Raw genomic sequence first — 22314 nt, 5'->3', positions numbered from 1 at the left:
CCCTGATGCTCATTGAGAAGCCGGCCGCCCTGGCGGGGACGCGTCGGGCACGCCCTGGAAGACGGAAGGAGCGCTTCATGGCCGATGGCGCCAAGGAACGCCGTGAGGAGATCGACGATCTTCTGACCTCGGTGTTCAACTCGATCCTGCGCATCGAGGAGAAGTCGCTCGACAATCGCTTCACCGAGGGCCTCACCATCACCGAGATCCACACCATCGATGCCGTGGGCTATCGTGAGGCCAATCCCATGAACGTGGTGGCGTCGCGTCTGGGGGTGACGCTGGCCACCCTCACCATCTGCGTGAACCGCCTGGTTGACAAGGGCTACCTCATCCGCGAGCGCGACACGGCGGATCGCCGCCGCGTGCTCGTGTCGCTCTCGCGCAAGGGGCGCCAGGTGTACCGCGCGCACCGCCTGTTCCACCGTCAGATGGTCGACGAGGCCCTGGGCACCCTCTCTGACGAGGAGGAGCGCGTGCTGGCGGACTCCCTCATGAAGGTGCGCGCGTTCTTCGAGGAGCGCGCGTGATCCTGGCTGTGAGCGCGTGCCTTCTGGGTGATGCGTGCCGCTACGACGGCGCGGCGAAGCCCTGCGCGCGCGTGGCCGCGCTGGCCGCGCGCCACGAGCTCGTGCCGGTGTGCCCGGAACGGGCCGGCGGCCTGCCCGTGCCGCGTCCGCCCGCGGAGATCGTCGAGCGTGATCCGGTGCGCGTGGCCGACGCGGCGGGATCCGACGTGACGGCGGCCTTCTGCGCCGGCGCCCGCCGCAGCCTGGAGGAGGCGCTGGCCGCCGGCTGCGCGGGCGCGGTGCTCAAGGCGCGGTCTCCCTCGTGCGGGTCGGGGGCCGTCTACGACGGCACGTTCGCGGGCGCGCTCGTTCCCGGCTGGGGCGTGGCGGCTGCCCTCTTCCGTGAGGCGGGGCTGCCCGTGGTCGACGAGGACGCCGACTTCGCGTCCCTGGGATGGTGACCGCCGCTCGGGGTCGTGCGTGGTCGCGGGCTGGGGCTTGGCGGCACCTCGGCGGGGCGACTGCCACATTTTGGGCCTCAGGCGGCACTGATTGGCAGTTTGGTACGGTCTGAGGGGCCATGAGCCCCCGTTTACGCGATCTCTGGCGCCATACGGCTAGGGCCAACCTGGGCAAACGTCGACTCAGGGTCTGCGGGTGCTGCTGCGAACCGTACCAAACTGCCAATCAGTGCCATTTTCGCGCGAAAACGTGGCAGTAGCACGGTGCGTGGGGCGCCACATGAGCCTTGGCGCGCGGCTCGCGTGGGTTCTGGCGGGAGCGCGGCGCGCTGACGGGCTCTGGGGCGCGGCTCGCCTCGTGCGTTGATGGATCCCGGCGCCGGGCGCCGTCAGGCGGGGCGGGCGGCCGGCGCGCTAGTCGCCGGTGAGCAGGTCGATCAGGTCGTCTTGGGTGAGCGTGGCCAGCGACACGCCGTCGCTCGCGCCGATGACCGCGGCGGCCAGGTCGGCCTTGCGCTCCTGGAGGCGCAGGATGCGCTCCTCGATGGTTCCCTCGGCGATGACGCGGTAGACGCTCACGGCCTCGGTCTGGCCGATGCGGTGGGCGCGGTCGGTGGCCTGGGCCTCGGCGGCGGCGTTCCACCACGGATCGGCGTGGATGACCACCGAGGCGCCCGTCAGGTTGAGCCCCGTGCCGCCGGCGCGCAGCGACACGAGGAACACGGGCGTGTCGTCGGCGTTGAAGGCGTCCACCAGCTCGACGCGCTGCCGCTTGGGCGTGGCGCCCGTGATGACGTAGTAGGGCACGCCCTCGCGGTCGAGCCGCTCGGCGATACGCGCCAGATACGTGGTGAACTGGGAGAACACGAGCGCCTTTTGCCCGCCGTCGCGCGCCTCGCCCACGAGGTCCATGAGGGCGTCCATCTTGGCGGCGCGCCCGCGGAAGTTCTCGTAGACGAGCGCCGGATCGCAGCAGAGCTGCCGCAGCCGCGTGAGTTCGGCGAGCACCTCCACCTTGCGCTCGTCGAAGCGGCGGCCATCCTTGGGCTTGGGCGCGGCGATGTCGGCGCGCAGGCGCTGCTCGTGGGCGGCGTAGAGCTTGGCCTGCTCGCCGCGGAGCGGGACGGCCACCACGCTCTCGAGCTTGGGAGGGAGGTCGGGCAGCACGTCGGCCTTGAGGCGGCGCAGCACGAAGGGCCCCACGAGTGCGGCCAGGCGGGCTGCGGCGTCGGCGGCCTCGGCCTCGTCGGGCTCCTCCTCGCGGCCGAGGATGGGGGCCTCGAAGCGCTGGGAGAAGCTCGCGTAGGACCCGAGCAGCCCCGGCATGAGGAAGTCGAAGATGCTCCAGAGCTCCGAGAGGCGGTTCTCCACCGGCGTGCCGGTGAGCGCCAGGCGCAGCGGCGCGGTCAGGCGCTTGGCGGCGCGGGCGGTGAGGGTGGCCTGATTCTTGATGTACTGGGCCTCGTCGAGCACCACGCAGCCCAGGTCGCGCTCCTCCCAGGCCTCGGCATCGCGGCGCAGGAGGTCGTACGAGGTCACCAGCACGTCGGCGCCGTGGGCGCGCACGCGGTCGCGATCGCGCTTGGGGCCGGCGACGGCTGCGGCCGTGAGGGAGGGGGCGAAGCGGCGCAGCTCGGCCGTCCAGTGGTAGACGAGCGAGGCCGGGCACACGATGAGCGTGCCGCCCCCGGCGCGCAGCTCCTCGGCCCGCGCGAGGAGCAGGGCGATGAGCTGCACCGACTTGCCGAGGCCCATCTCGTCGGCGAGGATGCCGCCAAGCCCCAGGTCGGCCAGGGCCGAGAGCCACCCGAAGCCTTCGCGCTGGTAGGGGCGCAGGGTGGCCCGCAGGTCGGCGGGCGGTGCGTAGGCGGTCACGTCGACCGCGCGCAGGCGCTCGACGTAGCGGTGGAAGCCCTCGTCGCGCCGCGCGTCGGACAGGGTCTCGTCCAGGTAGAAGGCGCGCCAGGCGGGCAGCTCCACGTGTCCGGAGGCCAGGTCGGCCGCAGAGAGCCCCAGGTCGTCGGCGAGCCGCTCGAGCTCGGAGAGGTCGTAGCCCTCAAGGCTCAGGAACGCGCCGTCGCGCAGGCGGTGGTAGCGCCGGCGCTGGCGGTAGCTCTCGAAGAGCGCCGCGAGCTCCTCGGGCGGCAGGTCGGCAGAGGACACGTCCAGGTCTATGAGGCTGCCGTGAAGCGAGAGCCCCACGTCTACCCGCGGCTTCCCATCGGCGATGAGGCGGTCGAAGGCGGGCGTGGTGAACACCTCGCCGAGGGTCTGGAGGCGCGAAAGCCCGCCGAAGAGCAGGCGCTCCACGCCGTCGCCGTCGGCGAGGGGGAGGGTGGCGTCGGGGCGGAAGTAGGCGGAGAGCACGTCGCACGCGCGCCGCTCGGCGGCCTCGTCGCGCAGCGGGGTCGGGCCGGGCCAGGCGCCGGCGTGAGCATTCGGGCTGGTGGGCGCGCCGGGGGCCGCGATGCCGACGGTGACGGGCGCGCCGTGGGCGGCCTCCACCTCGGTGGCGAGCGCGTGGGGCGGCACGGCCAGGGGCAGGCGCGCCTCGCCGTAGACGGCGTGGGCGAGCACGGTGACCGCGCGGCCCTCGCGGTCGAGGCGGAACTCGAGCGTGCAGGGCACGGGGCGGTAGCGGTCGATGTCGGCCGGGGCACGCACGTCCAGGTGCTCCTCGAGCAGCGGCAGCACCTCCGCGCAGAACAGCGGCAGGTCGGCCGTGGCCACGAAGAGGCGCTCGTCGCTGGACTGGTAGACGGCGCGCAGGAAGTCGGCGCACCGTGCGAAGGCAGGCGTGCAGCGGTAGAGCAGGTCGTCCTGGACGACGTAGAGGCGCTCGCCGGCGGCCGCGAACACGAGCGGCTCGTCGCGCATGATGGTGTAGCCGCCCGGATCGAGCGCGCAGAGGCGCAGCGTGAGGGCGGGATCCTCGTCGATGGCGCTCACCTGGTTGGTGCGCCGGAGCACGCCGTCGCCGCCCTCGAGCGTGAAGGTGCGCCCGCCCTCCAGGTCGATGAGCTCCACCACCTCGGCCTCGGTGAGGAAGAGCTCGCGGTCGGTGCCGCCCTCGCGCCCGGCGCGCCGGGCGACCAGGCGGTTACGCGCTGCCACCGCCCGCGCGATGAAGCCGGCGAGCGCCCGGCCGTGGGCGGTGAAGGCCTCCGGCGCGTGGGCGAAGGCGAGCTTCTGCCCGTAGGCCACCGTCTCGCCCGTGCGCAGCGCCGTCGCGAACTCCGCCAGCGAGCGCAGCGCGTAGCCGCCGCGCGGGCCCACGACGCGGAAGCGCGCCGTCCAGCTCTCGTAGGCGTAGCCCAAGATGAGCTCTACGTCCACGGCGTCGCGCAGCGCCTCGTGGGAAGCGCGGCGGGCGCGGTCGAGGTAGGCGGCGAGGGCGGGGCTCGTCTGGGGCGCGGCATCGGGGCGCCAGCCGAGGAAGCCGTCGGGGCGCGCGAGGTAGGCGAGCGCGAGCGCGGCGGCGTGCTTGCACATGCCGTCCGCGCCGCGGAAGGCGGGGCAGGTGCAGGAGTAGTCGATCACCGCGCCGGCAGCCTCGTCGAGCGTCGCCGAGGTGCGGTAGCGGTCAGACCAGCCGGCGCTCGAGGCCACGAAGGCCGACAGCGTCACCTCGCCGCCCGCGTAGCGGCACTGGCGCGTGAGGATGTCCTGGTCGCGCGCGGCGATGGCCCGCGCCCGCTGAAGCGTGCGCGCCGAGCAGTGCCGCGCTATCTCGTCCTCGGTGATCATGCCTTCTCGGCTCCTCTCGGTCTGTCCTGGCCTGTTCTGGCCTTCGCGGCCCGGGGCCTCGGGCTCCGGTCGTCCGGCTCCCCGCGCCCGGGGCGGGGCTTCGGTCGCCTCCTTGCTGCGGAATCATGTGGTGGGGCACCACGTGATTCCTCGCTGCGGGGGGGCGCTCCCTTCGCTCCGGCCCCGGGCGCGGGGAGCCTGCTCGGGCTCGGCGCTGCGGGCGCTCAGCCTCGATGCTCCTGGTGCTCGGCGTCGCCATCTTCCACCTGCTGGCCCGCCAGCGCCGCGCGCAGGTAGCGGCCGGTGACGCTGGCGGGATCGGCCGCCACCTGGGCCGGGGTGCCTGCGGCCACGATGCGGCCGCCGTCGGCGCCGCCGCCTGGCCCCAGGTCGATGACGTAGTCGGCGTTGGCGATCATGTCCAGGTCGTGCTCGATCACCACCACGGTGGCACCGTGCTCGACGAGGCGCTGGAGCACGGCGACGAGGGTGGCTACGTCGAGCGGGTGCAGGCCGATGGTGGGCTCGTCGAACACGAAGAGCGCGTCGGCCTGGCTGCGTCGCATCTCGCTCGCCAGCTTGAGGCGCTGGGCCTCGCCGCCCGAGAGCGCGGGCGTCGCCTCGCCGAGGGTGAGGTAGCCCAGCCCCAGGTCGTGGAGGGTCTGGAGCTTGGCGTGGGCCTTCTTGAGCCCGCTAAGCGCCTCGAGGGCCTGGTCCACCGTGAGCGCGAGCAGCTCGGGCAGCGCGAGGGTGCGCACGGAGGCGAGGTCGTCAGCGTGGCTGGCAGCGCCGGCCGCGGAATCGTCGTCGCGGGCGCGCTGCGGTTCGGCGGCGTCCCGGGTGGCCTCGGCGCCCCACGGCGCGCGGCTGCCGGGGGAGTCGGGCGCGGCGCTGCCGCCCACCGTCATCTGGAGGGCGTAGGCGTCCGCGCCGTAGCGCGCGCCGCGGCAGTCGGGGCAGGGGATGTCCACATCGGGGAGGAACTGCACGTCGAGCGAGATCTGGCCGGTGCCGTCGCAGGTGGGGCAGCGCAGGCTTCCCGTGTTGTAGGAGAAGTCGCCCGCCTTGAGGCCGCGCTCGCGCGCCTCGGGCAGCTGGGCGAAGGCGCGCCGCAGGTCGTCGAGCACGCCGGAGTAGGTGGCCACGGTGGAGCGCACGTTCACGCCGATGGGCGTTGCGTCCACGAGGTTCGCGCGCGTGATGCCAGGCGCGTCCACGTCCACGATGTGCGCGGGCAGCGTCCGTCCGGCGATGCGTGCCTGAAGGCCCGCCACCAGGCTCTCGAGCACGAGCGTGGTCTTGCCCGACCCCGACACGCCGGTGACCGCGGTCAGGCGCTTTCTCGGGATGCGCGCCTCGAGGGGCCTCACGGTGTGGAGGGCGCTGGTCTCCAGGCCGATGGCGCCCTCGTCGAAGACGTGCTCCGGCGCGACGGGCGTGCGCACGCGCACCTTCGCCGTGCCGGCGAGGAACGGGCCGATGCGGCTGGCGGGGTCGGTTTCCACCTGGGCCACCGTTCCGCTTGCGATGACGCGCCCGCCGTCGGCGCCCGAGCCGGGGCCTATCTCGATGAGGTGGTCGGCGTGGCGCAGCACGGCGGTGTCGTGATCGACCATCACCACCGAGTTGCCGTCGGCGATGAGGTCGTCCATCACGCCGAGCAGGCCCTCCACGTTGGCCGGGTGCAGCCCGATGGAGGGCTCGTCGAGCACGTAGAGCACGCCGGTGGTGCGGCTGCGCACGGCGCGCGTGAGGGCCACGCGCTGACGCTCGCCGTTGGAGAGCGTCGCGCTCGCGCGGTCGAGGGAGAGATAGCCGAGCCCCAGCTGGCCGAGGCGCTCGAGGGGCTCGGCCGTCTCCGCGATGATGGCCTCGGCCATCGGGCGCAGCTCCGCCGGAAGCCCGGGGCCCACCGTGGGCAGCCAGGCGCGCAGGCCGTCGAGCGTGAGGGCCGTCGCCTCGGCGAGGCTTTGCCCGTCGATGAGGCTGCCCCGCGCCCGCGCCGAGAGCCGGGTGCCGCCGCATTCGGGGCACGTGTCCTCGGTGAGGAACTTCGCCACGCGGGCCATCCCCTTCTCGTCCTTGGCCTTCGAAAGCGCGTTTCTTACCGTGTTCACCGCGCTGTAGTAGGTGAAGTCGAGCTCGGTGGCGCGGTCCTTGCCCTTGGGGACGTAGAGGATGTGGCGCTTCTCCATCGGGCCGTGCAGGACGATCTCCTTCTCCTCGTCGGTGAGGTCGCGGTAGGGGACGTCGGTGCGCACGCCCATCTCGCCGGCCACCTGGCTCATGAGCGACCACATGAGCTGGCGCCAGGGGGCCACGGCCCCCTCGTCGAGGGTGAGGGAGGGATCGGGGACGAGGGTGGACTCGTCGATGGTCCGCACCACGCCGGTGCCGCCGCAGGTGGGGCAGGCTCCGGCGCCGTTGAAGGCGAGGTCCTCAGCGGAGGGGCCGTAGAACTCGACGCCGCAGGTGGCGCACGTGAGGGGGCGCTCGGCGGCCACGTTGAGCGAGGGCGGGTTGAGGTGTCCGTTCGGGCAGCGGTGGGCGCCGACGCGCGAGAACAGGAGGCGCAGGTGGTTGAGAAGCTCGGTGGACGTGCCGAACGTGGAGTGCACCCCGGGGACGCCGGGTCGCTGGCGCAGGGCGAGGGCGGCCGGCACGTGGCGCACCTCGCAGGCCCCGGCGCGGCCGGGCTGCGCGATGCGGCGGCGCGTGTAGGCGGAGAGGGCCTCCAGGTAGCGGCGGGAGCCCTCCGCGTAGAGGACGCCGAGGGCGAGCGAGCTCTTGCCGGAGCCGGAGACGCCGGCGATGCCGACGAGCTGGCGCAGGGGAACGTCGACGTCGAGGTCGCGCAGGTTGTGCACGTGCGCGCCGCGGACCTGGATGGCGTCGGGGGCGGGGGGCGTGGGGGAGGTCGGGTCGGACATGGGGTCTCCAATCGTGGGGCGCCCGGCGCCGGGATGGCGCGAGGCGACAGACCATTCTACCGCGCCGCGCCTGCAGGGTGCAGCGGCGAGACGCGTGTTGGGCGGCGATTCGTTGCCCGCGGCGGTCGTGAGGGGCGGGGTTGGAGCGGCGATCCTCCGGTTTTTCGGCCCCGGCTGCAGATTTTGACGGTTTTGCACTCTCGGGAGACGCGGGAGGGGCGCTCGGGCGTGGGAGGCCCGATGCCGACCAGGGCAAACGACGGAGGGCGGCGTGCGCGGGGCCTTGGACGGCGGAGGGACGGGTGCAAAACCGTCAGAATTTGCGGAGCCCGCCGAAAACGCCAAGGCGCCTCGATGGGGCAGCGGGCAAGCGGCGGGCGTTTGGGCGCGTGGGCGGCTCTCGGCGAAGCGCGCGTGGCGGGCCGGAACGGGGCCGGCGGGCCAGGGCGAGAGGGGGTGACGGGCGTTCGTGGCGGGGTGCGTCCGGCCGCCGCGTCGGCGGTGCGTGCGGGGTGCGTCTGCGGTGCCTTCGCATCCAATCTCGCGAGTTGTCCGAGGGCCTGACGCGGGCTGTCGGCCTCCTTGCGGGCTTCGATATGCGCGACCTGGGGAAACGCCGGGGTTCTCGCATGGTGGCGCCTCGGATTTCAGTTCTCGGGGCTGACGAGCCTCAGATAGCTCGCGAGATTGGATGCGAAACGGCGCGAGGCCGAACGAGGAGGGCCGCTCGGCCGCGTGGCTCAGGCGGTCTTCGCTGGGCGGGGCGCGTGGTAGGCTGGCGGTCTTCGCGAGGCGGGGCTGTGCGGCGGCCGCTCGCGGCGGTTGTCGCGCGAGGAACCCCGCACCGCCGAGCGATCATGCAGACGGCCCCGCTCGCGGCGGCTGTCGCGCGGGAGGAGGGACGGGGTTTGGATACAATGACGAGGACGGAAAACGAGGCAGCGGAAGAGGCGATGGTGGCGGATACTCGACAAGATGGCCGCAGCGCGGCGGAGCGGGACGGCGTGCGAGCGGATGCGGAGCTCGTGGCGGACAACGCGGACGCGGCCCTGGACGCGGCGCTGGCGCTCGTGCGCGAGGCTGCGGCAGCGGGACGGCGCGCCTGCGTGGTGACGGCCTCGGCGGAGCTGGCCGCGTCGGTGCGGCGGTCGCTGGCCGCGTCGGGCGGCGCGCTCGGCGTGGAGGCGCTGCCGGGGGACTGGTGGCTGGCGGATCGCTGGGAGCTTCTCGGCGACGGGCGTCGGCTCGTGGGCGCGGGCGAGCGCCTGGCCCTGGCGACGGCGGCCCTGGACGAGGCGCTCGGCCTCGAGGCGACGCCGGGGCGCGTGGCGCTGCTGGCCGCGCTCGTGGCGGAAGACCTGCCGGCGCTCGTCGACGAGGCGCGGCGCGGGGGCGATCTGGCGCCTGATGAGCTGCGGGTGCTCGATGCGGCAGGGCGCTACGCCGCCATGCTCGTCGAGCGCGGCCTGGCGGAGCCGTCCGAGGCCTGCGTGCTGCTGGCCGCCGCGTGCGGCGACTCGGCGGCGGAGGGCGAGGGGGCCTCGTCGGCATCTGCGGCGGGCGGCGTGCCGGCCGTGCCGGCGAATGCGCGGGAGGGCGGCTGCGGGTCGGTCTCGGACGGTGCGGGCCGGCCGGACTCCGCCTCATCGGCCGGGCGCCCGGCCATGGCATCGCCGCGCGTCGCCGGCTCGGGCGCGCTCGCGGAGCGCGTGGTGGCGCTGGGGTTCGAGGAGGGCGACCTGACGCGCCCCCAGGTGATGCTGCTGCGAGCCGTGGGCGCGCGGGTCGTCGCGAACGCGCGCGCGTCTGCGCGCCGCGCGCCGCGCGCGCCGGAGCTGACGGCCCTGCTCGACGCGCTCTACCGGCCCGACCCGGCCCATCCCGTGGCGCCGACGGGGGCCGTGCGCTGCGCGTTTGCCACCGGGGCCACGGCCGAGGGGCGCCTCATCGCCGACGCGGCGCTCGCGCTGGCGCGCGAGGCCGCCGCGGCGGAGCCATGCGTCGCGGTTGACGCGCTGCCGAGCGACCCGCGCGTCGCGCGCGACGAGGGGGAGTCGCCGTGCTGCGCGGCCCAGGGGGCGGCCGCTGACGGCGCGCAGCCCGGCGCGGGCGTGCGCGCCGGGCAGAGGGAGGCCGCGGTGCCGGACGCGCTCGTCGCGGTGGCGGCGCTCGACCCCGAGGCGCTCTTCGCGGACTACGCCGATGAGCTGGCGGCCTGCGGGGTGGCGGCGGCGCTCGAGGCGTCTGTGCCGCTCGCGCGCACGGACGCAGGGCGGCTGCTGCTGGCCCTGGCCGACGTGCTGGCGGCCGATGAGGGGCGTCCCGCGGCCGACGCCGCGGCCGACGCGGCCCTTGGCGCGGCATCGGGCGTGTGGGCTGGCGCGGCCTTCCGCGCGGACCGTGCATGGCGGCGCGATCGCCTGACGAGCGCCACGGACGTGCGCGTGGGCCTGGGCGAGCTGGACGCCGACGTCCTGGCTGAGGCGGTGGAGGACCTGGGCGCCGGACGCCTGTCCCGGGGCGTCGGCGTGTTGGCGGCGGCACTCGCCGCGCGCGCCCGGAGCGACGGCGAGCGCGCCCTTGCGGCCGCGGCCCTCGCGCCCGTCGCGGCAGCGGCGCCCGCGGCCGAGGAGGCGGGGCTCTCGTTCAGCCGGCTCATGGCGCTTCTGGGGTCGCGTGCCGTCGCGGTCTCGCTGCGCGTCGATCCGGTTGGGAGCGAGGCTGACGCCGGCGAGCAGCCGACGTCCGGCGAAGGCGGGGCCGACCTCGCGCGGAGGCTTTCGACCGTTGCCGCGGGGACGAGCGAGCGGGGCGCGTGCCCCGCGGTCGCTGCCGGGGAAGAGGGCGCGCCCTCCACAGCCAATGCCGCGGAAGCCGAGGCGCGCCTTGCGGGCGTCGTCGGCGAGGAGAATCCGGCTGTCGCGGAGGCGCCGCCCGGCGCCGCCCGGCCTTCGGGCGCTCTTCCCGTCGTGCTGTTCACCACGCTTGAGCGGGCGGGCCGCCTCGGCGCCGGCGCGGCGTACGGGCTCATCGTCTGCGGGCTTAACTCGGCCGAGCGGCCGGTGCGGGCGGCGGAGGACGCGCGGGCCACGCTGCTGGCCAAGCTGGGCGCGGCGGCGCCGGTCGATGCGCTCGCGTCCCAGCGCCGCCGCTTCCGCGACGCGCTCGAGGCGGCACGTGCGGTCGTGGTGCTCGAGCGGGCGCTCAACGGCGTGGGCGCCGAGCCGCGCTACCCGGCCACGCTCTTCGAGGAGGCGGTCGACTGCTACCGCGCCGACGTGCGCTCCGATGTCGGCATGAATCGCGACCTGGCCATCCCCGAGGCGCTCGTGCCGCAGGTGAGCACGTTGGCCGAGAACCGCTTCGTCTACGGCGCCTGCGGCACTGACGAGCAGCCGGCGGGGCTCGTGGCGCCCCTTCCGCGCACCGGCGCCATCGGCGAGGCCATGGCGCCCTTCATCACCCTGCCGCGTGGCGTCGAGAGCGTCACGCGCGAGGGCCTTGACCTGTCGCCCTCGGCCATCGAGAGCTACCTCGACTGCCCCTACCGCTGGTTCGTGCAGCGCCGGCTCTCGCTGGACGCGCCGGACGAGGGGTTTGGCTCGCTCGAGCGCGGCACCTTCGTCCATGAGGTGCTCCAAAGCTTCTACCTGCGGCTTCACGAGGAGGGGATGGAGCGCGTGACGGCTGAGGGCCGCGAGCGCGCCCTCGCCCTGATCGACGAGGTGTTCGATGCCGCCTGCGCGGCCCAGGCAACGCATCGGCCGGGGCATCGCTACGTGCCGGCCGATCGTCGCGAGCGCGACCTGCGCGAGGCGCTGCGCCCGCAGCTTGCGCGCTACGTGGCGGCCGAGGCGTCGTTCCTTCCCGGCTTCGTCCCGACGTACCTGGAGTGGAGCTACGGCCAGGACGGCGGCGTGCCCTACGCGGGGCACTGGATCGTGGGGACGGTGGACCGCATCGACGTGGACGGGGAGGGTCGCGCCGTGGTCATCGACTACAAGACCTCGCTCGGGCCGGCCTACCACCTGCACGGGCGCGAGGAGGAGTCGGGCGCGCCCTTCGCGCTGCCGCGCAAGATGCAGGCGCTCATCTACGCACGCGTGGTCGAGCGCCTGCTCGGCGTGCGCGTGGTGGCGACGCTCTACGTGAACCCGCTGCGCCAGGCGGTGGCCGGCGCCTTCGACGCGCGCTCGCTCGACGCGGCGGCGATGCCGGGGCTCGATCCCGCGCGCTCGCGCGTGCCCTACGGCGCGGTGGGCTCGTTTCCCGAGCTGCTCGCGCGGGCCGAGGAGGAGGTGGCGCGGCGGCTCGCGGCGCTTGCCGCGGGGGACGTGCGCCCCAACCCGTCGGATAAGGACGCGTGCCGGTGGTGTCCGGCCGTCATCTGCGAGAGGAGGCTCTAGATGGATCTGGACGCGATGAGCCTGACGCCCGCCCAGCGCGCCTCCATCGAGCGCGTGGACGGCCCGCTCCTGCTGTGCGCGGGCGCCGGGTCGGGCAAGACCTTCACGCTGCAGCAGCGCATCGCCTACGCGCTCTCGCCCGAGAGCGGGCCGGCGGTGGACGGCATCGAGCGCGTGCTCGCCATCACCTTCACCGATAAGGCCGCCGCCGAGATCAAGAGCCGCGTGCGCGCCGTGCTGCGCGCGGAGGGCATGCTCGACGACGCGCTCAAGGTGGACGGCGCGTGGATATCCACCATTCACGGCATGGCCGGGCGCATCCTGCGCGCCCACGCCCTCGAGCTGGGGATGGACCCGGCGTTTCGCCAGCTAGAAGAGGGCGAGGCCGACGAGATGCGCCGCCGCGCCTATGCCGCGGTGCTCGAGCGCGCCGAGGCTGCGGGCGCTGATGCGTGGGCTGACCTGCGCCGCGCCTTCCCGCCGGCCGCCGGTGAGCGGGCCGTTACGATGGAGTCGCTCGTCGCGGCGGTGCTCGAGCGCGCGGAGTCGCTCACCGAGGGGCTCGACGCCTTCACGTGGGGGCCTGTGGGCGCGCGCACGCCCGGGGCCGTGGCCCGCGAGCTGGCCGGCGCCTACGAGGAGGTGGCGGCGCTGCCGCTCACGGAGAAGGCAGCCGCGGCGGTGGAGCCGGCCCGCGAGGCGCTCGCCGCCTACCTGGCCGACCCCGGCGCGGATGACGCGGAGGGGTGGCGCGGTCTCATCGCGGTGCTCGCCGGGCTCGAGCGGCCGGCCGCGCGCGGAAAGACGGCCGAGGACGTGAAGCGCCTGCACCAGGTGGCCGACAAGGCGGCGCTCGAGGCGAGCCTGGGGCTCGGCGGGTGCCTGGCGGCCCAGCTCATGGACCTCGCGCGTCAGGTGGACGCCGAGTACGCGGCCGCCAAGGCCCGGGCGGGCGCCATCGACATGGCCGACTTGCTGCGGCGCGCGCTTGCGGCCCTGCGCGACCACCCTGCCATCGCCGCGGAGCTGCGCGAGCGCTTTCAGCTGGTGATGGTGGATGAGTTCCAGGACACCAACCAGCTCCAGATCGACCTCATCGAGCGCCTCTGCCGCCCCGGTGACGCCAATTTGTGCACCGTGGGCGACTCGCAGCAGTCGATCTACCGCTTCCAAGGCGCTGATGTGGGCGTTTACCTGGAGCACAAGCAGGCCATGGCCTCGTCGGAGGTGGGGGCGCTGTGCCTCTCGCTCGACCGGAACTTCCGCAGCCATGCCGATGTGCTCGCCTTCGTGCGGTGCGTCTGCGGGCGTCCCGGCTTCTTCGTGGAGGACTTCCTCGATCTCGAGGCCGGGCGCGACGAGGCGGCGGTGGTCGCGCGCGGGCGGCACTTCCGCGGCGCCGGTCCGCGCCTGGCCCTGCAGGTCGTGGGCTACACGCAGTCCTCCCGCGGGCACGTGGGCGCCAACGCCGACGGCGCCCGGGCCGTGGAGGCCGCCGGCATTGCGCGCTGGTTCGCCAGCCTGCGCGACGCAGGGCATCGCCCGAGCGACATGGTGCTGCTCATGGGGACGACGCGCCACGCGTCCGTCTACGCCGACGCGCTGCGGGCCGAGGGGCTCTCCTGCGTGATGATGGGCGGGTCGGGCTTCTACGGCACGGCCGAGGCGGCGCTTGTGGCGTGCCTTCTGCGCGCGCTCGCCCAGCCGGAGGACACCGAGGCGCTCTTCGCCGTGCTCTCCGGCGAGCTGTTCCGCCTGTCAGCCGACGACCTCATGGAGCTGGGCACCCTGTTCTCCGAGGAGCAGGATGACCCCGCGGCCCTGCCCCGGCGCTGCTCCATCGGCCGCAAGGCGTTTCCCCGCACGCCCGAGGCCGCCTCGCCGCGGCTCGCCTTCGCCTGCGCGGTGATGCAGGCCGCCTGGCGCGACGTGGGCCGGCGCCGTCCCTCGCGCGTGCTGCGTCAGGTGCTGGCCGACTCCGGGCTGCTCAGCCGCCTGGCGGGCGAGGGGGCCGACGGCGAGGCGTGCGCGGCCAACCTGCTCAAGGCCGCGGCCATCGTCGAGGGGATCGAGGAGCGCGGCGGCCTGGGCATGGCCCGCGTGGCCCGCGCGTTCAACGCGCGCCTGGCCGGGAAGGAGAAGATGGGCGCGCTCGTGGGCGACGCCGCCGGGTCGGTGCGCATCATGACGGCCCACAGCTCGAAGGGCCTCGAGTTCCCGCTCGTGGCGGTGACGGATTGCTACGACGCCGGCGAGCGGGAGGGGAGGCTGCGGATGCTCGTGGCCGGCGGGCGCGTGGCCGCCTCGCTCGAGCCGGCCGAGGGCGCCGCGCCGCGCAAGAAGGCGGCCGCGGCCCAGACCTACGAGGGCCTGTTCGACGAGGAGCGCGCGGCGCTGTTCCCCGCTGCGCGGCCCGGGGCCTGGGAGCCGGTGGCCGGTGCGCCCTCCCCCGCGTTCTACCGTGCGGCGCTGGCCGCGGCGGCTGAGGAGGAGGCCGTGCTCGAGCGCCGCCGTCTCTTCTACGTGGCGGCCACGCGCGCGAGCGAGGCGCTGCTCGTGTCGTGCCGCGTGCGCCACGGCAAGGAAGGCGACGCGCTCGAGCCGGTGCAGGAGGACCTGCGCGCGGCCCTCTTCGGCGACGGCCCGTTCCCGACCGAGGCCGGCGCGGTCGCCTACGGCGGCAGCGAGCCTCTGGCCTATGCGTACGTGGACGCCGATGCGCTCGTGGCCGCGGAGGCGGCGGGCGCGGGGGGCGCGGCAGGCGCCGAGGATGTGGCGGGCGCGGCGAGTGCGGCAGGCGCCGAGGGCGCGGGCGATGCGGCGGGTTGCGAGGGGCCGGCGGGCGCGGGGGCGGGCCTGGTGGATGCGGCCCCCGCGATAGGTGCCGTTGTGGATGCGGGGGACGGTGGGGCGGAGGTCGCCTCCGTGGGTGCGGCGAGCCGTGCGACGGGCGCGGGCCTGCTGGCGTGTGATGCGCCGGATGCGCGCGCGGGCGGCGCCGGCGCAGCGGCTGGGGGCCTGGCATGCGCGGCGGGCTGGGTTGGCGCGGGGGCGGCTGCCGAGGGGGCCGTCGCGATAGCGTATCCGGCGTTGGCGGGCTGCCGGTGCCTGCCGCGCCATGCCGGCGAGCGCACCGACGGCGGCCTGGCCTCCTACAGCACGCTCGCTGAGGCGCCGGGTGCCGCGCGTGTCGGCGCCGGGCTGGCTGGGGAGGTGGCCGGCGCTGCTCGGATGCTTGGTGTAGGCGGCGAGACGCCGGCGCCGGGCGCTTGCGCGCCTGAGGGCGGCGACACGGTTGGAGTCCTCGCGATTGGGGAGTCCGCGCGCCCGGGCGCCGACGCGGACAAGGCCACGGCGCTCGGCAGCGCCTTCCACCGGCTGGCTCAGCTGGACGCCCTGCGCGGCGCCGACGCGGCCCGTGCGGCCGTGGCCGCCCAGGCCCGCGCCTACGGCGTGGGCGACGAGGCGCGTTTGGCCGCGGCTCTCGACCGCTGGTTGGCGAGCAGCCTGCGCGAGCGCGTCCGCGCCCGAGCGCACATGGCGCCGGAGCTGCCCTTCTCCGTGCCTCTTGGCGACGCTGCGCTCTGGGGCGCGATGGATCTGGTCGCCACCGACGGGCCCTGGGCCGCGCCGGCTGGCGAGGCGCTCATCGTCGACTACAAGACGGGCGGATCTCCCGATGAGGCGCCGGCTGACCTGCGTGCCAAGCACGCGCTTCAGGCTGCGTGCTATGCCTATGCGGCGCTCGCCGTCGGCTACGAGGCGGTCGAGCTCGTCTTCGTCCGCGTTGAACAGGCCAATCCGTCTGACCCCGTCGAGCCCCAGCAGCTGTCCTACCGCTATGCCGTCGCCGACCTCCCCGCCCTCGAGGAGGCCCTCCTCCGGCTCGCGGGGTGACAGAGGGTCATGTCACTCTACTTGGGTCGATGACATTAGGTGTGACCCTCTGTCACTTGCTCGGTTTTTGTTCCCGATAGCCCGTACCTGGACGAGGGGAGCTGGCGGCATTCCCCCAGGTCGGCTTCTACCTCGCTTGAGTGACATTGGGTCGAGTGACATTGGAGTGACATTGGGTCACACCTAATGTCACTAACATCCCGTTCGCCTCCGCCCCCCCCCTCGTCTCGCCTTCTCGCGCCGTCTCCGCCGCACCGGCTATGCCCTCGTTTCGGTGCCTCGCATTTGCGCGCTCTTCTTCGGGGGGGCAGGGGGCGTCGGTCGGTGACGGGGATGACATTAGGTGTGACCCTTTGTCACCCGGTGACGGAGGTGACATTAGGTGTGACCCTCTGTCATCCCGCCCGAGCGTGCCTTACGCATTCGTAATGCGCGCTCGGGCGGCGCGGCTTGGTTCGGCAGGCGCGGTATAATCCTCGCAGGTTATTCGGGCGCCTGCGGGCGCCCTGCGTGTGAGGGGGGGTTCCCATGGACGTGCTGCTGGTGGAGGACGACCCGATGATCGTCTCGGCGCTCGCCGGCCTGCTGGAGGGCGAGGGTTACCGCGTGCGCGCGGTCGGCCGCCAGGACGAGGCGGTGGCGGCGCTGGCCGAGACCACGTTCGACCTGGCGCTCCTGGACGTGACGCTGGCCCAGGGCAACGGGTTCGCCGTGTGCGCCGCCGCGCGGGAGGCGCATCCCTCCATGCCGGTCATCTTCCTGACCGCCTCCGACGACGAGTTCTCCACCGTGGCGGGGCTCGACATGGGTGCCGTCGACTATATCGCCAAGCCCTTCCGCGCCCGGGAGCTGCTCTCGCGCATCCGCGTGGCGCTGCGCACCTCCGGCGAGGCGAGCAGCGTGCTTGCCGCTGGCGACGTGCGCCTGGACGCGGCGTCGGCTACGGTGACGAAGGGCGGGCGCGAGGTGTTCCTCTCGGCGCTCGAGTACAAGCTGCTGCTCTACCTGCTCCAGAACAAGGGACGGCTCATCACGCGTGAGAACCTGCGCGACGCCATCTGGGACAGCGCCGGCGAGTACGTGTCCGACAACTCCATCAACGTCTACATCCGCCGCTTGCGCGAGAAGGTCGAGGACGATCCGGCCGAGCCGTCCATCGTGGTGACGGTGCGCGGGCTGGGCTACAAGGTGGGGGAGTAGCGTGGGATCGACGACCACCCTGTTTCGCCAGGGAGCGGCCCTCGTCGCGTTGATGGCGCTCATGGCGGCCGGGGCGCACCATGCGTCCGGCGCAGGCGCGGGCGCGTGGTGCGCGGCGGCCGGAGCGGTGGCGCTCGCGTTCTTCCTGGGGGTGTCCTGGGCGCGTCACCGTCAGATCCGCCGGCTCACGGCGGAGATCGACGAGGTGCTCCACGGCGGCCGCAGCGTCGGCTTCAGCTCCTGCCGCGAGGGGGACGTGGCCATCCTCACCAATGAGCTGGGGAAGATGGTGGCGCGCCTGGCGCGCGCCGGCGAGCAGCTCGCGCACGAGAAGTCGGCGCTCGCCGATGCGCTCGCGGACGTGTCGCACCAGATACGCACCCCGCTCACGGCCGTGGGGCTCATGCTGCCCGGCATCGAGGCCGCAGACGACCCGGTGCGTCGCAAGCGGGCCGTCTGCGAGCTGGAGGCCCTGCTCGACCGGGTGGCGTGGCTCGTGACCACGCTGCTCAAGATAGCGAAGGTGGATGCCGGGGCCATGCCGCTGAACATGCGGACGGTGACCGTCGCCTCCGTGGCGCGGCGGGCCGTGGAGCCCCTGGCCATGACCGCCGACCTTCACGACGTGGCCCTGGTGATGGACGTGGACGAGAGCGCGGTCTTCGAGGGGGACGCCCGTTGGACGGCCGAGGCGATCGAGAACATCGTGAAGAACTGCATGGAGCACACGCCGGCGGGCGGTACGGTGAGCGTGCGCGTGCGTGAGGACGCGCTGGCCACGTCCATCGTGGTGAGCGACACGGGCCCGGGCATCGCGCCGGAGGATCTGCCGCACCTGTTCGAGCGCTTCTACCGCGGCCGCGGCCAGGGCGCTGGCGAGACAGCCGAGGAGGCCGCTCTGCGCGCGCCCGGCGGCTTCGGCATCGGGCTCGCGCTCGCCCAGGCGCTCGTGTCGGCCCAGGGCGGCACCCTGCGCGCCGCCAACGGCGAGCAGGGCGGCGCGCGCTTCACCGTCAGCTTCCCGAAGCTCGTGGTGTAGCGCGCGGTTTCCCAGTCGTCCCGCTCGCACGCCCCTGCACCCCGAGGGCTGGGGCGCGGCTGCGCCGGCCGCGCCGGGCGCGGGGGGGGGCACCGCCTCGCGGCTTGCATTACGATTCCGTAATGCGCTGGTCACGGGCGGGAAAGGCCGCTCGGCCATACTCGTTCCCAGACTGCAAGCCAAGAAGGAAAGGCGGATGCCATGGACATCCTGACCGTCAGCCACCTGACGAAGGTCTACGGGGAGGGGACGGCGGCCACGCGGGCCCTCGACGACGTGACGTTCTCCGTCGCGGAGGGCGAGTTCGTCGCCATCGTGGGATCGTCGGGATCGGGCAAGTCGACGCTTCTGCACCTCATGGGCGGCGTGGACCGTCCCACGTCGGGCCAGGTGCTGCTGAACGGCGTCGACGTGTACGCGCGCTCTGACGAGGAGCTGGCGGTGTTCCGCCGGCGCGAGGTGGGGCTCGTCTACCAGTTCTACAACCTCGTTCCGGTGCTCAACGTGGTAGAGAACATGACGCTGCCGGTGGCCCTCGACGGGCGGCCGGTGAACGAGGGGCGGCTCTACGGGCTGCTCGACAAGCTGGGGCTGCGCGGACGCGAGGGGCACCTGCCCAGCCAGCTCTCCGGCGGCCAGCAGCAACGTGTGGCCATCGGGCGCGCGCTCATGAACGCGCCGGCCGTGGTGCTGGCCGATGAGCCCACGGGCAACCTCGACACGCGCAACTCCCGCGATATCATGGCGCTTCTGCGCGAGTCCAACCGCGGGCTGGGCCAGACGCTCGTCGTCATCACCCATGACGAGGAGATCGCCCTTGCCGCCGACCGCATCATCGCCATCGAGGACGGGCGCATCGTGCGTGACGAGAGGATCCGGCGATGAGCGGCGCCATGACCCGCTTCACCTTGCGGTCCCTGCGCGCCAATCGCGTGCGCACGCTCGTGACCGTGGCGGGCGTCGCCTTGGCGGCGGCGCTCCTGACTGCGGTGCTCACCACCTACACCTCGCTCCAGTCGATGCTCTACGAGGCCGAGGGTCACCTCTCGGGCACCTGGATGGCGGAGGCCAGCTCCGATGATCCGGCGCAGCTTGAGGCCGAGCTGGCGGAGGGCCTGGCGTCGGGCGAGCTCGCGGAGGCCGCGGTGCTCCAGGATCTCGGCTTCGGCCAGCTGACGGAGAAGCAGCGCGACATCCACGGCAGCTACCTCGTGCTGAAGGGGTTCGCCGGCGATGTCGGGAAGCTCTGCGCCGTGCGGCCGAGCGAGGGGCGCCTGCCCGAGGCGCCCGACGAGATCCTGCTGTCCGGGACGTGGCACGACACCGGCGGCCTGGAGGTGGGCGATACCATCACGCTGCCCGTGGGCGAGCGCATCGCGCGGGTCAAGCCGGGGAGGGACGCGGCTTCCATCGAGAGCTTCTCGGTATCCGTGTCCTCCTCCGACTTCTCGAGCGTGGACGAGACGGTGATCGTGGACGGCACGAAGCTTGACTCGTCCCACGGCTACTTGGGCGACATGGGAGACGGCTCGTTCGAAGAGGAGCTCGTGAATGTCGAGGAGCGCACCTTCACGGTGACGGGCTTCTACGACCGCTCTACCTACGTCAGCTCCAATGGCGCGGGCATGACGGGCTTCGTCGGCGGCCTTGCGGGCGACGGTGTGGCGAGCGCGTACGTCACCCTTCCCGACGTAGACAGCACCAAGGAGGTGGAGGAGCGCGCGAAGGCGGTGTTTCCCGAGGCAGATGTGTCGCTGCACCTGGCGATGCTGCGCTACATGGGCGTGCGCTCGGATGGCGCCGTCTGGGAGACGTTCTTCGCCATCGCAGCCGTGCTGGCCGTGGTCATCGCCGTGGCGTGCGTGTCGCTCATCTACAACGCCTTCGCCATCTCGGTGGCCGAGCGCATGCGGCAGTTCGGGCTGCTGGCGTCCATCGGCGCGTCGAAGCGCCAGCTGCGCCGCGCGGTGCTTCTGGAGGCGGGGGGCGTGGCCTTGGCCGGCATTCCGCTCGGGCTCGTTGTGGGCATTACCGGCTGCATGGTGACGTTCGCGCTGATCGGGCCGATGATCGCGCAGGTGTTCGGCGCGGCTGAGGTGGGCTTCCCGGTGAAGGTGGCGCCTTGGGCGCTCGTGGCATCCGCCCTGTTCACCCTGGTCACGGTGCTGGTATCGGCGGCGGTGCCTGCTGTCCGCGCGAGTCGCGTGAACGTGGTGGACGCGCTGCGGGGCGCGCAGGTCGATCGCGCGTCCAAGCGCGGCGCGGCGCGGGCGGCGCGCGCCGTGGTGCCGAGCCGCCTGTGGGCGGGCCGTGGCCTGGCCGGGCGCGTGTTCGGGATGGGCGGCCAGCTGGCGCGCCTCAACGGCAAGCGCGGCGCGAGCCGCGGGCGCGCGGCGTCGGTCTCGCTCGCGCTGGCCATCGTGCTGCTGATGACGGCCGGGTCGCTCTCCGCGTTCCTGGGCACGCTCGCCGACGTGGCCGGCGGGGGCGAGGCCCCTGCGGACATAGCCGTGATGACGTCGCTGCGGGTGTTCGACGGCGAGGACGGCGGAGAGGGCGCCGGGGACGCGGGCTCCGCAGGCGCCGGGGAGGAGGGCGCTGCGGCTGCGGCTTTTGCCGAGCCGATGACCGCAGCGGAGGCCGTGCGCCTCTCCGACGAGCGGTTCATCGACCAGGCTGCCGTGTTCAGCCGGGCATGGGAGGTGCTCTGCGCCACGCCGGACGCCGAGCCGGTGGGCTGGCGGCTTGGCGGCTACGCGTCGATCATCCTCCCCGATGCCATGGCCGGCAAGGCGTATCGCGTTCCCGCCAACGGGGGCGTCGGCGGCCAGCTGGCCGACGGACGCTATGCGGCCAACGCGCTCATCACCTACCTCGACGACGCGTCCTTCGACCGCCTCGCCGCCGAGCACGGGCTCGACGCGGCGGACTACCACGACGCGGACCATCCGCGCGCCATCGGCGTGGCGAAGGGCTATGGCAACGACGGCACGGTCTACCAGCTGATGGACGTGCTCCGCTCCACCGGCACCGTCGAGGTGCTGGCGGGCGGTGCCTTGCGCGGCGTGCCCGTGGACGGCTTCTCCATCGCGCCCGTCGGGTCTGGACGCGGGGGAGACGAGAACCTCGTGAGGCTCGATCCCTTCTTCCTGCGCGACGACGGCCGCGAGGACGTGAGCGAGGAGGAGCTCGCCTCGAGTCAGGTGGAGATGGCGCTCGAGCCGCTCGAGGTGGCCGCCCTCATCGACGAGGCGCCGCCGGTGGCGGGGAGAACGGGCGAGCAGCTGCAGCTCATCGTGCCGATGTCACTCGCGCAGAGCCGCGGATACGGCATCTTCGCCCCCACCTTCTCTGCCTACTTCAACGCGCCTGAGGGCCAGTCGCCCGTGGTGGCCCAGGAGCTCGTGGATCGCGCCGGCGCCTTCTTCCACGACGAGACGCCCTACGAGACCTCTTGGCTGGGCATGAGCGACTACGCCAGCTCCGCCACCAGCAACCAGATGCTCGCGCTCGTGGTCAACGTGTTCTGCCTGCTGTTCTCGGTGATACTTGCGCTCATCGCGCTGGCCAACGTGTTCAACACGGTGACCAACGGGCTCATCCTGCGCCGCCGCGAGTTCGCCGTGATGCGCTCGACGGGACTGTCCAACCGCCAGTTCCGCGCCATGATCATGGACGAGTGCGTCGCCTGGTGCCTGCGCGGCCTCGTGCCGGGGATCCTGGTCTCGGTGGGCGTGTCCTTCCTGCTGTACCGGGCGGTATCCCTGTCGATCAGCGGCCTGGCCTTCGTGTTGCCCTGGGGCTACGTGGCGCTCGCCTTCGCCATGACCGCCGTTGCCATCGGCGTCTCCGTGGCCTACGGCATGCGCCGCTGCAAGGCTGACAGCGTGGTGGAGGCCCTGCGCATGGACAACGCATAAGGACAGGGACGCGCGGCGATAGGCGGGGACGTGGAAGCTGACGGGGCCGACGTTTCGCGGGAAGCGTCGGCCCTCTCTTGCGCGTGGGATTCTGGGTTGCGTCGGCGCTGGGGGAGGGCGGGCGTCTTGCGGGGCGCCTGGCCGCCCGCGCCTGGTGGCCCCCGGCCGGCGTCCCCCCCCGGCCGACGCCCCGCGACTGGCCGCC

The 22314-nt window shown here is 73.6% G+C and carries 10 protein-coding genes; 8 read left to right on the top strand and 2 right to left on the bottom strand.

The genetic code is table 11. The annotated features are described in order from the left end of the window. Positions 1 to 77: 77 nt before the first annotated feature. Complete coding sequence (locus tag AC6I0Y_RS07700) at positions 78 to 530, top strand: MarR family winged helix-turn-helix transcriptional regulator (protein ID WP_160709319.1); 453 nt, start codon at positions 78 to 80, stop codon at positions 528 to 530. Further along, positions 527 to 970: a 2-thiouracil desulfurase family protein gene (locus AC6I0Y_RS07695; protein WP_160709321.1), complete on the top strand. Its 444-nt coding sequence runs from the start codon at positions 527 to 529 to the stop codon at positions 968 to 970. The genes AC6I0Y_RS07700 and AC6I0Y_RS07695 overlap by 4 nt, the downstream gene beginning before the upstream one ends. Positions 971 to 1384: 414 nt before the next feature. On the opposite strand, the gene AC6I0Y_RS07690 is transcribed toward AC6I0Y_RS07695, so the two are convergent. Next, positions 1385 to 4717, bottom strand: coding sequence for an SNF2-related protein (locus AC6I0Y_RS07690; protein ID WP_497730706.1), 3333 nt, complete (start codon positions 4715 to 4717; stop codon positions 1385 to 1387). Between the two features lie 224 nt (positions 4718 to 4941). Continuing rightward, entirely contained in the window at positions 4942 to 7647 is a 2706-nt protein-coding gene (locus AC6I0Y_RS07685) for an excinuclease ABC subunit UvrA (protein ID WP_497730703.1), read from the bottom strand. A gap of 953 nt (positions 7648 to 8600) precedes the next feature. Here AC6I0Y_RS07685 and AC6I0Y_RS07680 point away from each other — a divergent pair. From AC6I0Y_RS07680 to AC6I0Y_RS07655, 6 genes are all read left to right on the top strand, one after another. Next, positions 8601 to 12053 (top strand): PD-(D/E)XK nuclease family protein, encoded by a 3453-nt coding sequence (locus tag AC6I0Y_RS07680; RefSeq protein WP_497730700.1) that lies wholly within the window; start codon positions 8601 to 8603, stop codon positions 12051 to 12053. After that, positions 12054 to 15950: a UvrD-helicase domain-containing protein gene (locus AC6I0Y_RS07675; protein ID WP_497730698.1), complete on the top strand. Its 3897-nt coding sequence runs from the start codon at positions 12054 to 12056 to the stop codon at positions 15948 to 15950. A 528-nt stretch (positions 15951 to 16478) separates the two neighbouring features. Then, positions 16479 to 17150 carry a response regulator transcription factor gene (locus AC6I0Y_RS07670; protein ID WP_497730695.1) on the top strand — a complete coding sequence of 224 codons (672 nt, stop codon included), beginning with the start codon at positions 16479 to 16481 and terminating at the stop codon, positions 17148 to 17150. A gap of 1 nt (position 17151) precedes the next feature. Then, positions 17152 to 18189, top strand: coding sequence for a sensor histidine kinase (locus AC6I0Y_RS07665; protein ID WP_497730693.1), 1038 nt, complete (start codon positions 17152 to 17154; stop codon positions 18187 to 18189). A gap of 201 nt (positions 18190 to 18390) precedes the next feature. Beyond that, entirely contained in the window at positions 18391 to 19074 is a 684-nt protein-coding gene (locus tag AC6I0Y_RS07660) for an ABC transporter ATP-binding protein (protein ID WP_497730690.1), read from the top strand. An 8-nt stretch (positions 19075 to 19082) separates the two neighbouring features. Then, a complete protein-coding gene (locus AC6I0Y_RS07655) occupies positions 19083 to 22109 on the top strand; it encodes an ABC transporter permease (protein WP_497730687.1) in 3027 nt (1008 codons plus the stop codon). Positions 22110 to 22314 lie beyond the last annotated feature (205 nt).

The sequence above is a fragment of the Adlercreutzia sp. St.1H8 genome (assembly GCF_059728655.1).
Note: the sequence above shows the minus strand (reverse complement) of the source record. Positions and strands in the feature narration are given on the sequence as shown.

Excerpts from the sequence above, each read along its gene's own strand:
- AC6I0Y_RS07655 (WP_497730687.1), top strand. The coding sequence starts at position 19,083 with ATGACCCGCTTCACCTTGCGGTCCCTGCGCGCCAATCGCGTGCGCACG.
- AC6I0Y_RS07690 (WP_497730706.1), bottom strand. The coding sequence starts at position 4,717 with ATGATCACCGAGGACGAGATAGCGCGGCACTGCTCGGCGCGCACGCTT.
- AC6I0Y_RS07670 (WP_497730695.1), top strand. The coding sequence starts at position 16,479 with ATGGACGTGCTGCTGGTGGAGGACGACCCGATGATCGTCTCGGCGCTC.
- AC6I0Y_RS07660 (WP_497730690.1), top strand. The coding sequence starts at position 18,391 with ATGGACATCCTGACCGTCAGCCACCTGACGAAGGTCTACGGGGAGGGG.
- AC6I0Y_RS07700 (WP_160709319.1), top strand. The coding sequence starts at position 78 with ATGGCCGATGGCGCCAAGGAACGCCGTGAGGAGATCGACGATCTTCTG.
- AC6I0Y_RS07680 (WP_497730700.1), top strand. The coding sequence starts at position 8,601 with ATGGTGGCGGATACTCGACAAGATGGCCGCAGCGCGGCGGAGCGGGAC.
- AC6I0Y_RS07685 (WP_497730703.1), bottom strand. The coding sequence starts at position 7,647 with ATGTCCGACCCGACCTCCCCCACGCCCCCCGCCCCCGACGCCATCCAG.
- AC6I0Y_RS07675 (WP_497730698.1), top strand. The coding sequence starts at position 12,054 with ATGGATCTGGACGCGATGAGCCTGACGCCCGCCCAGCGCGCCTCCATC.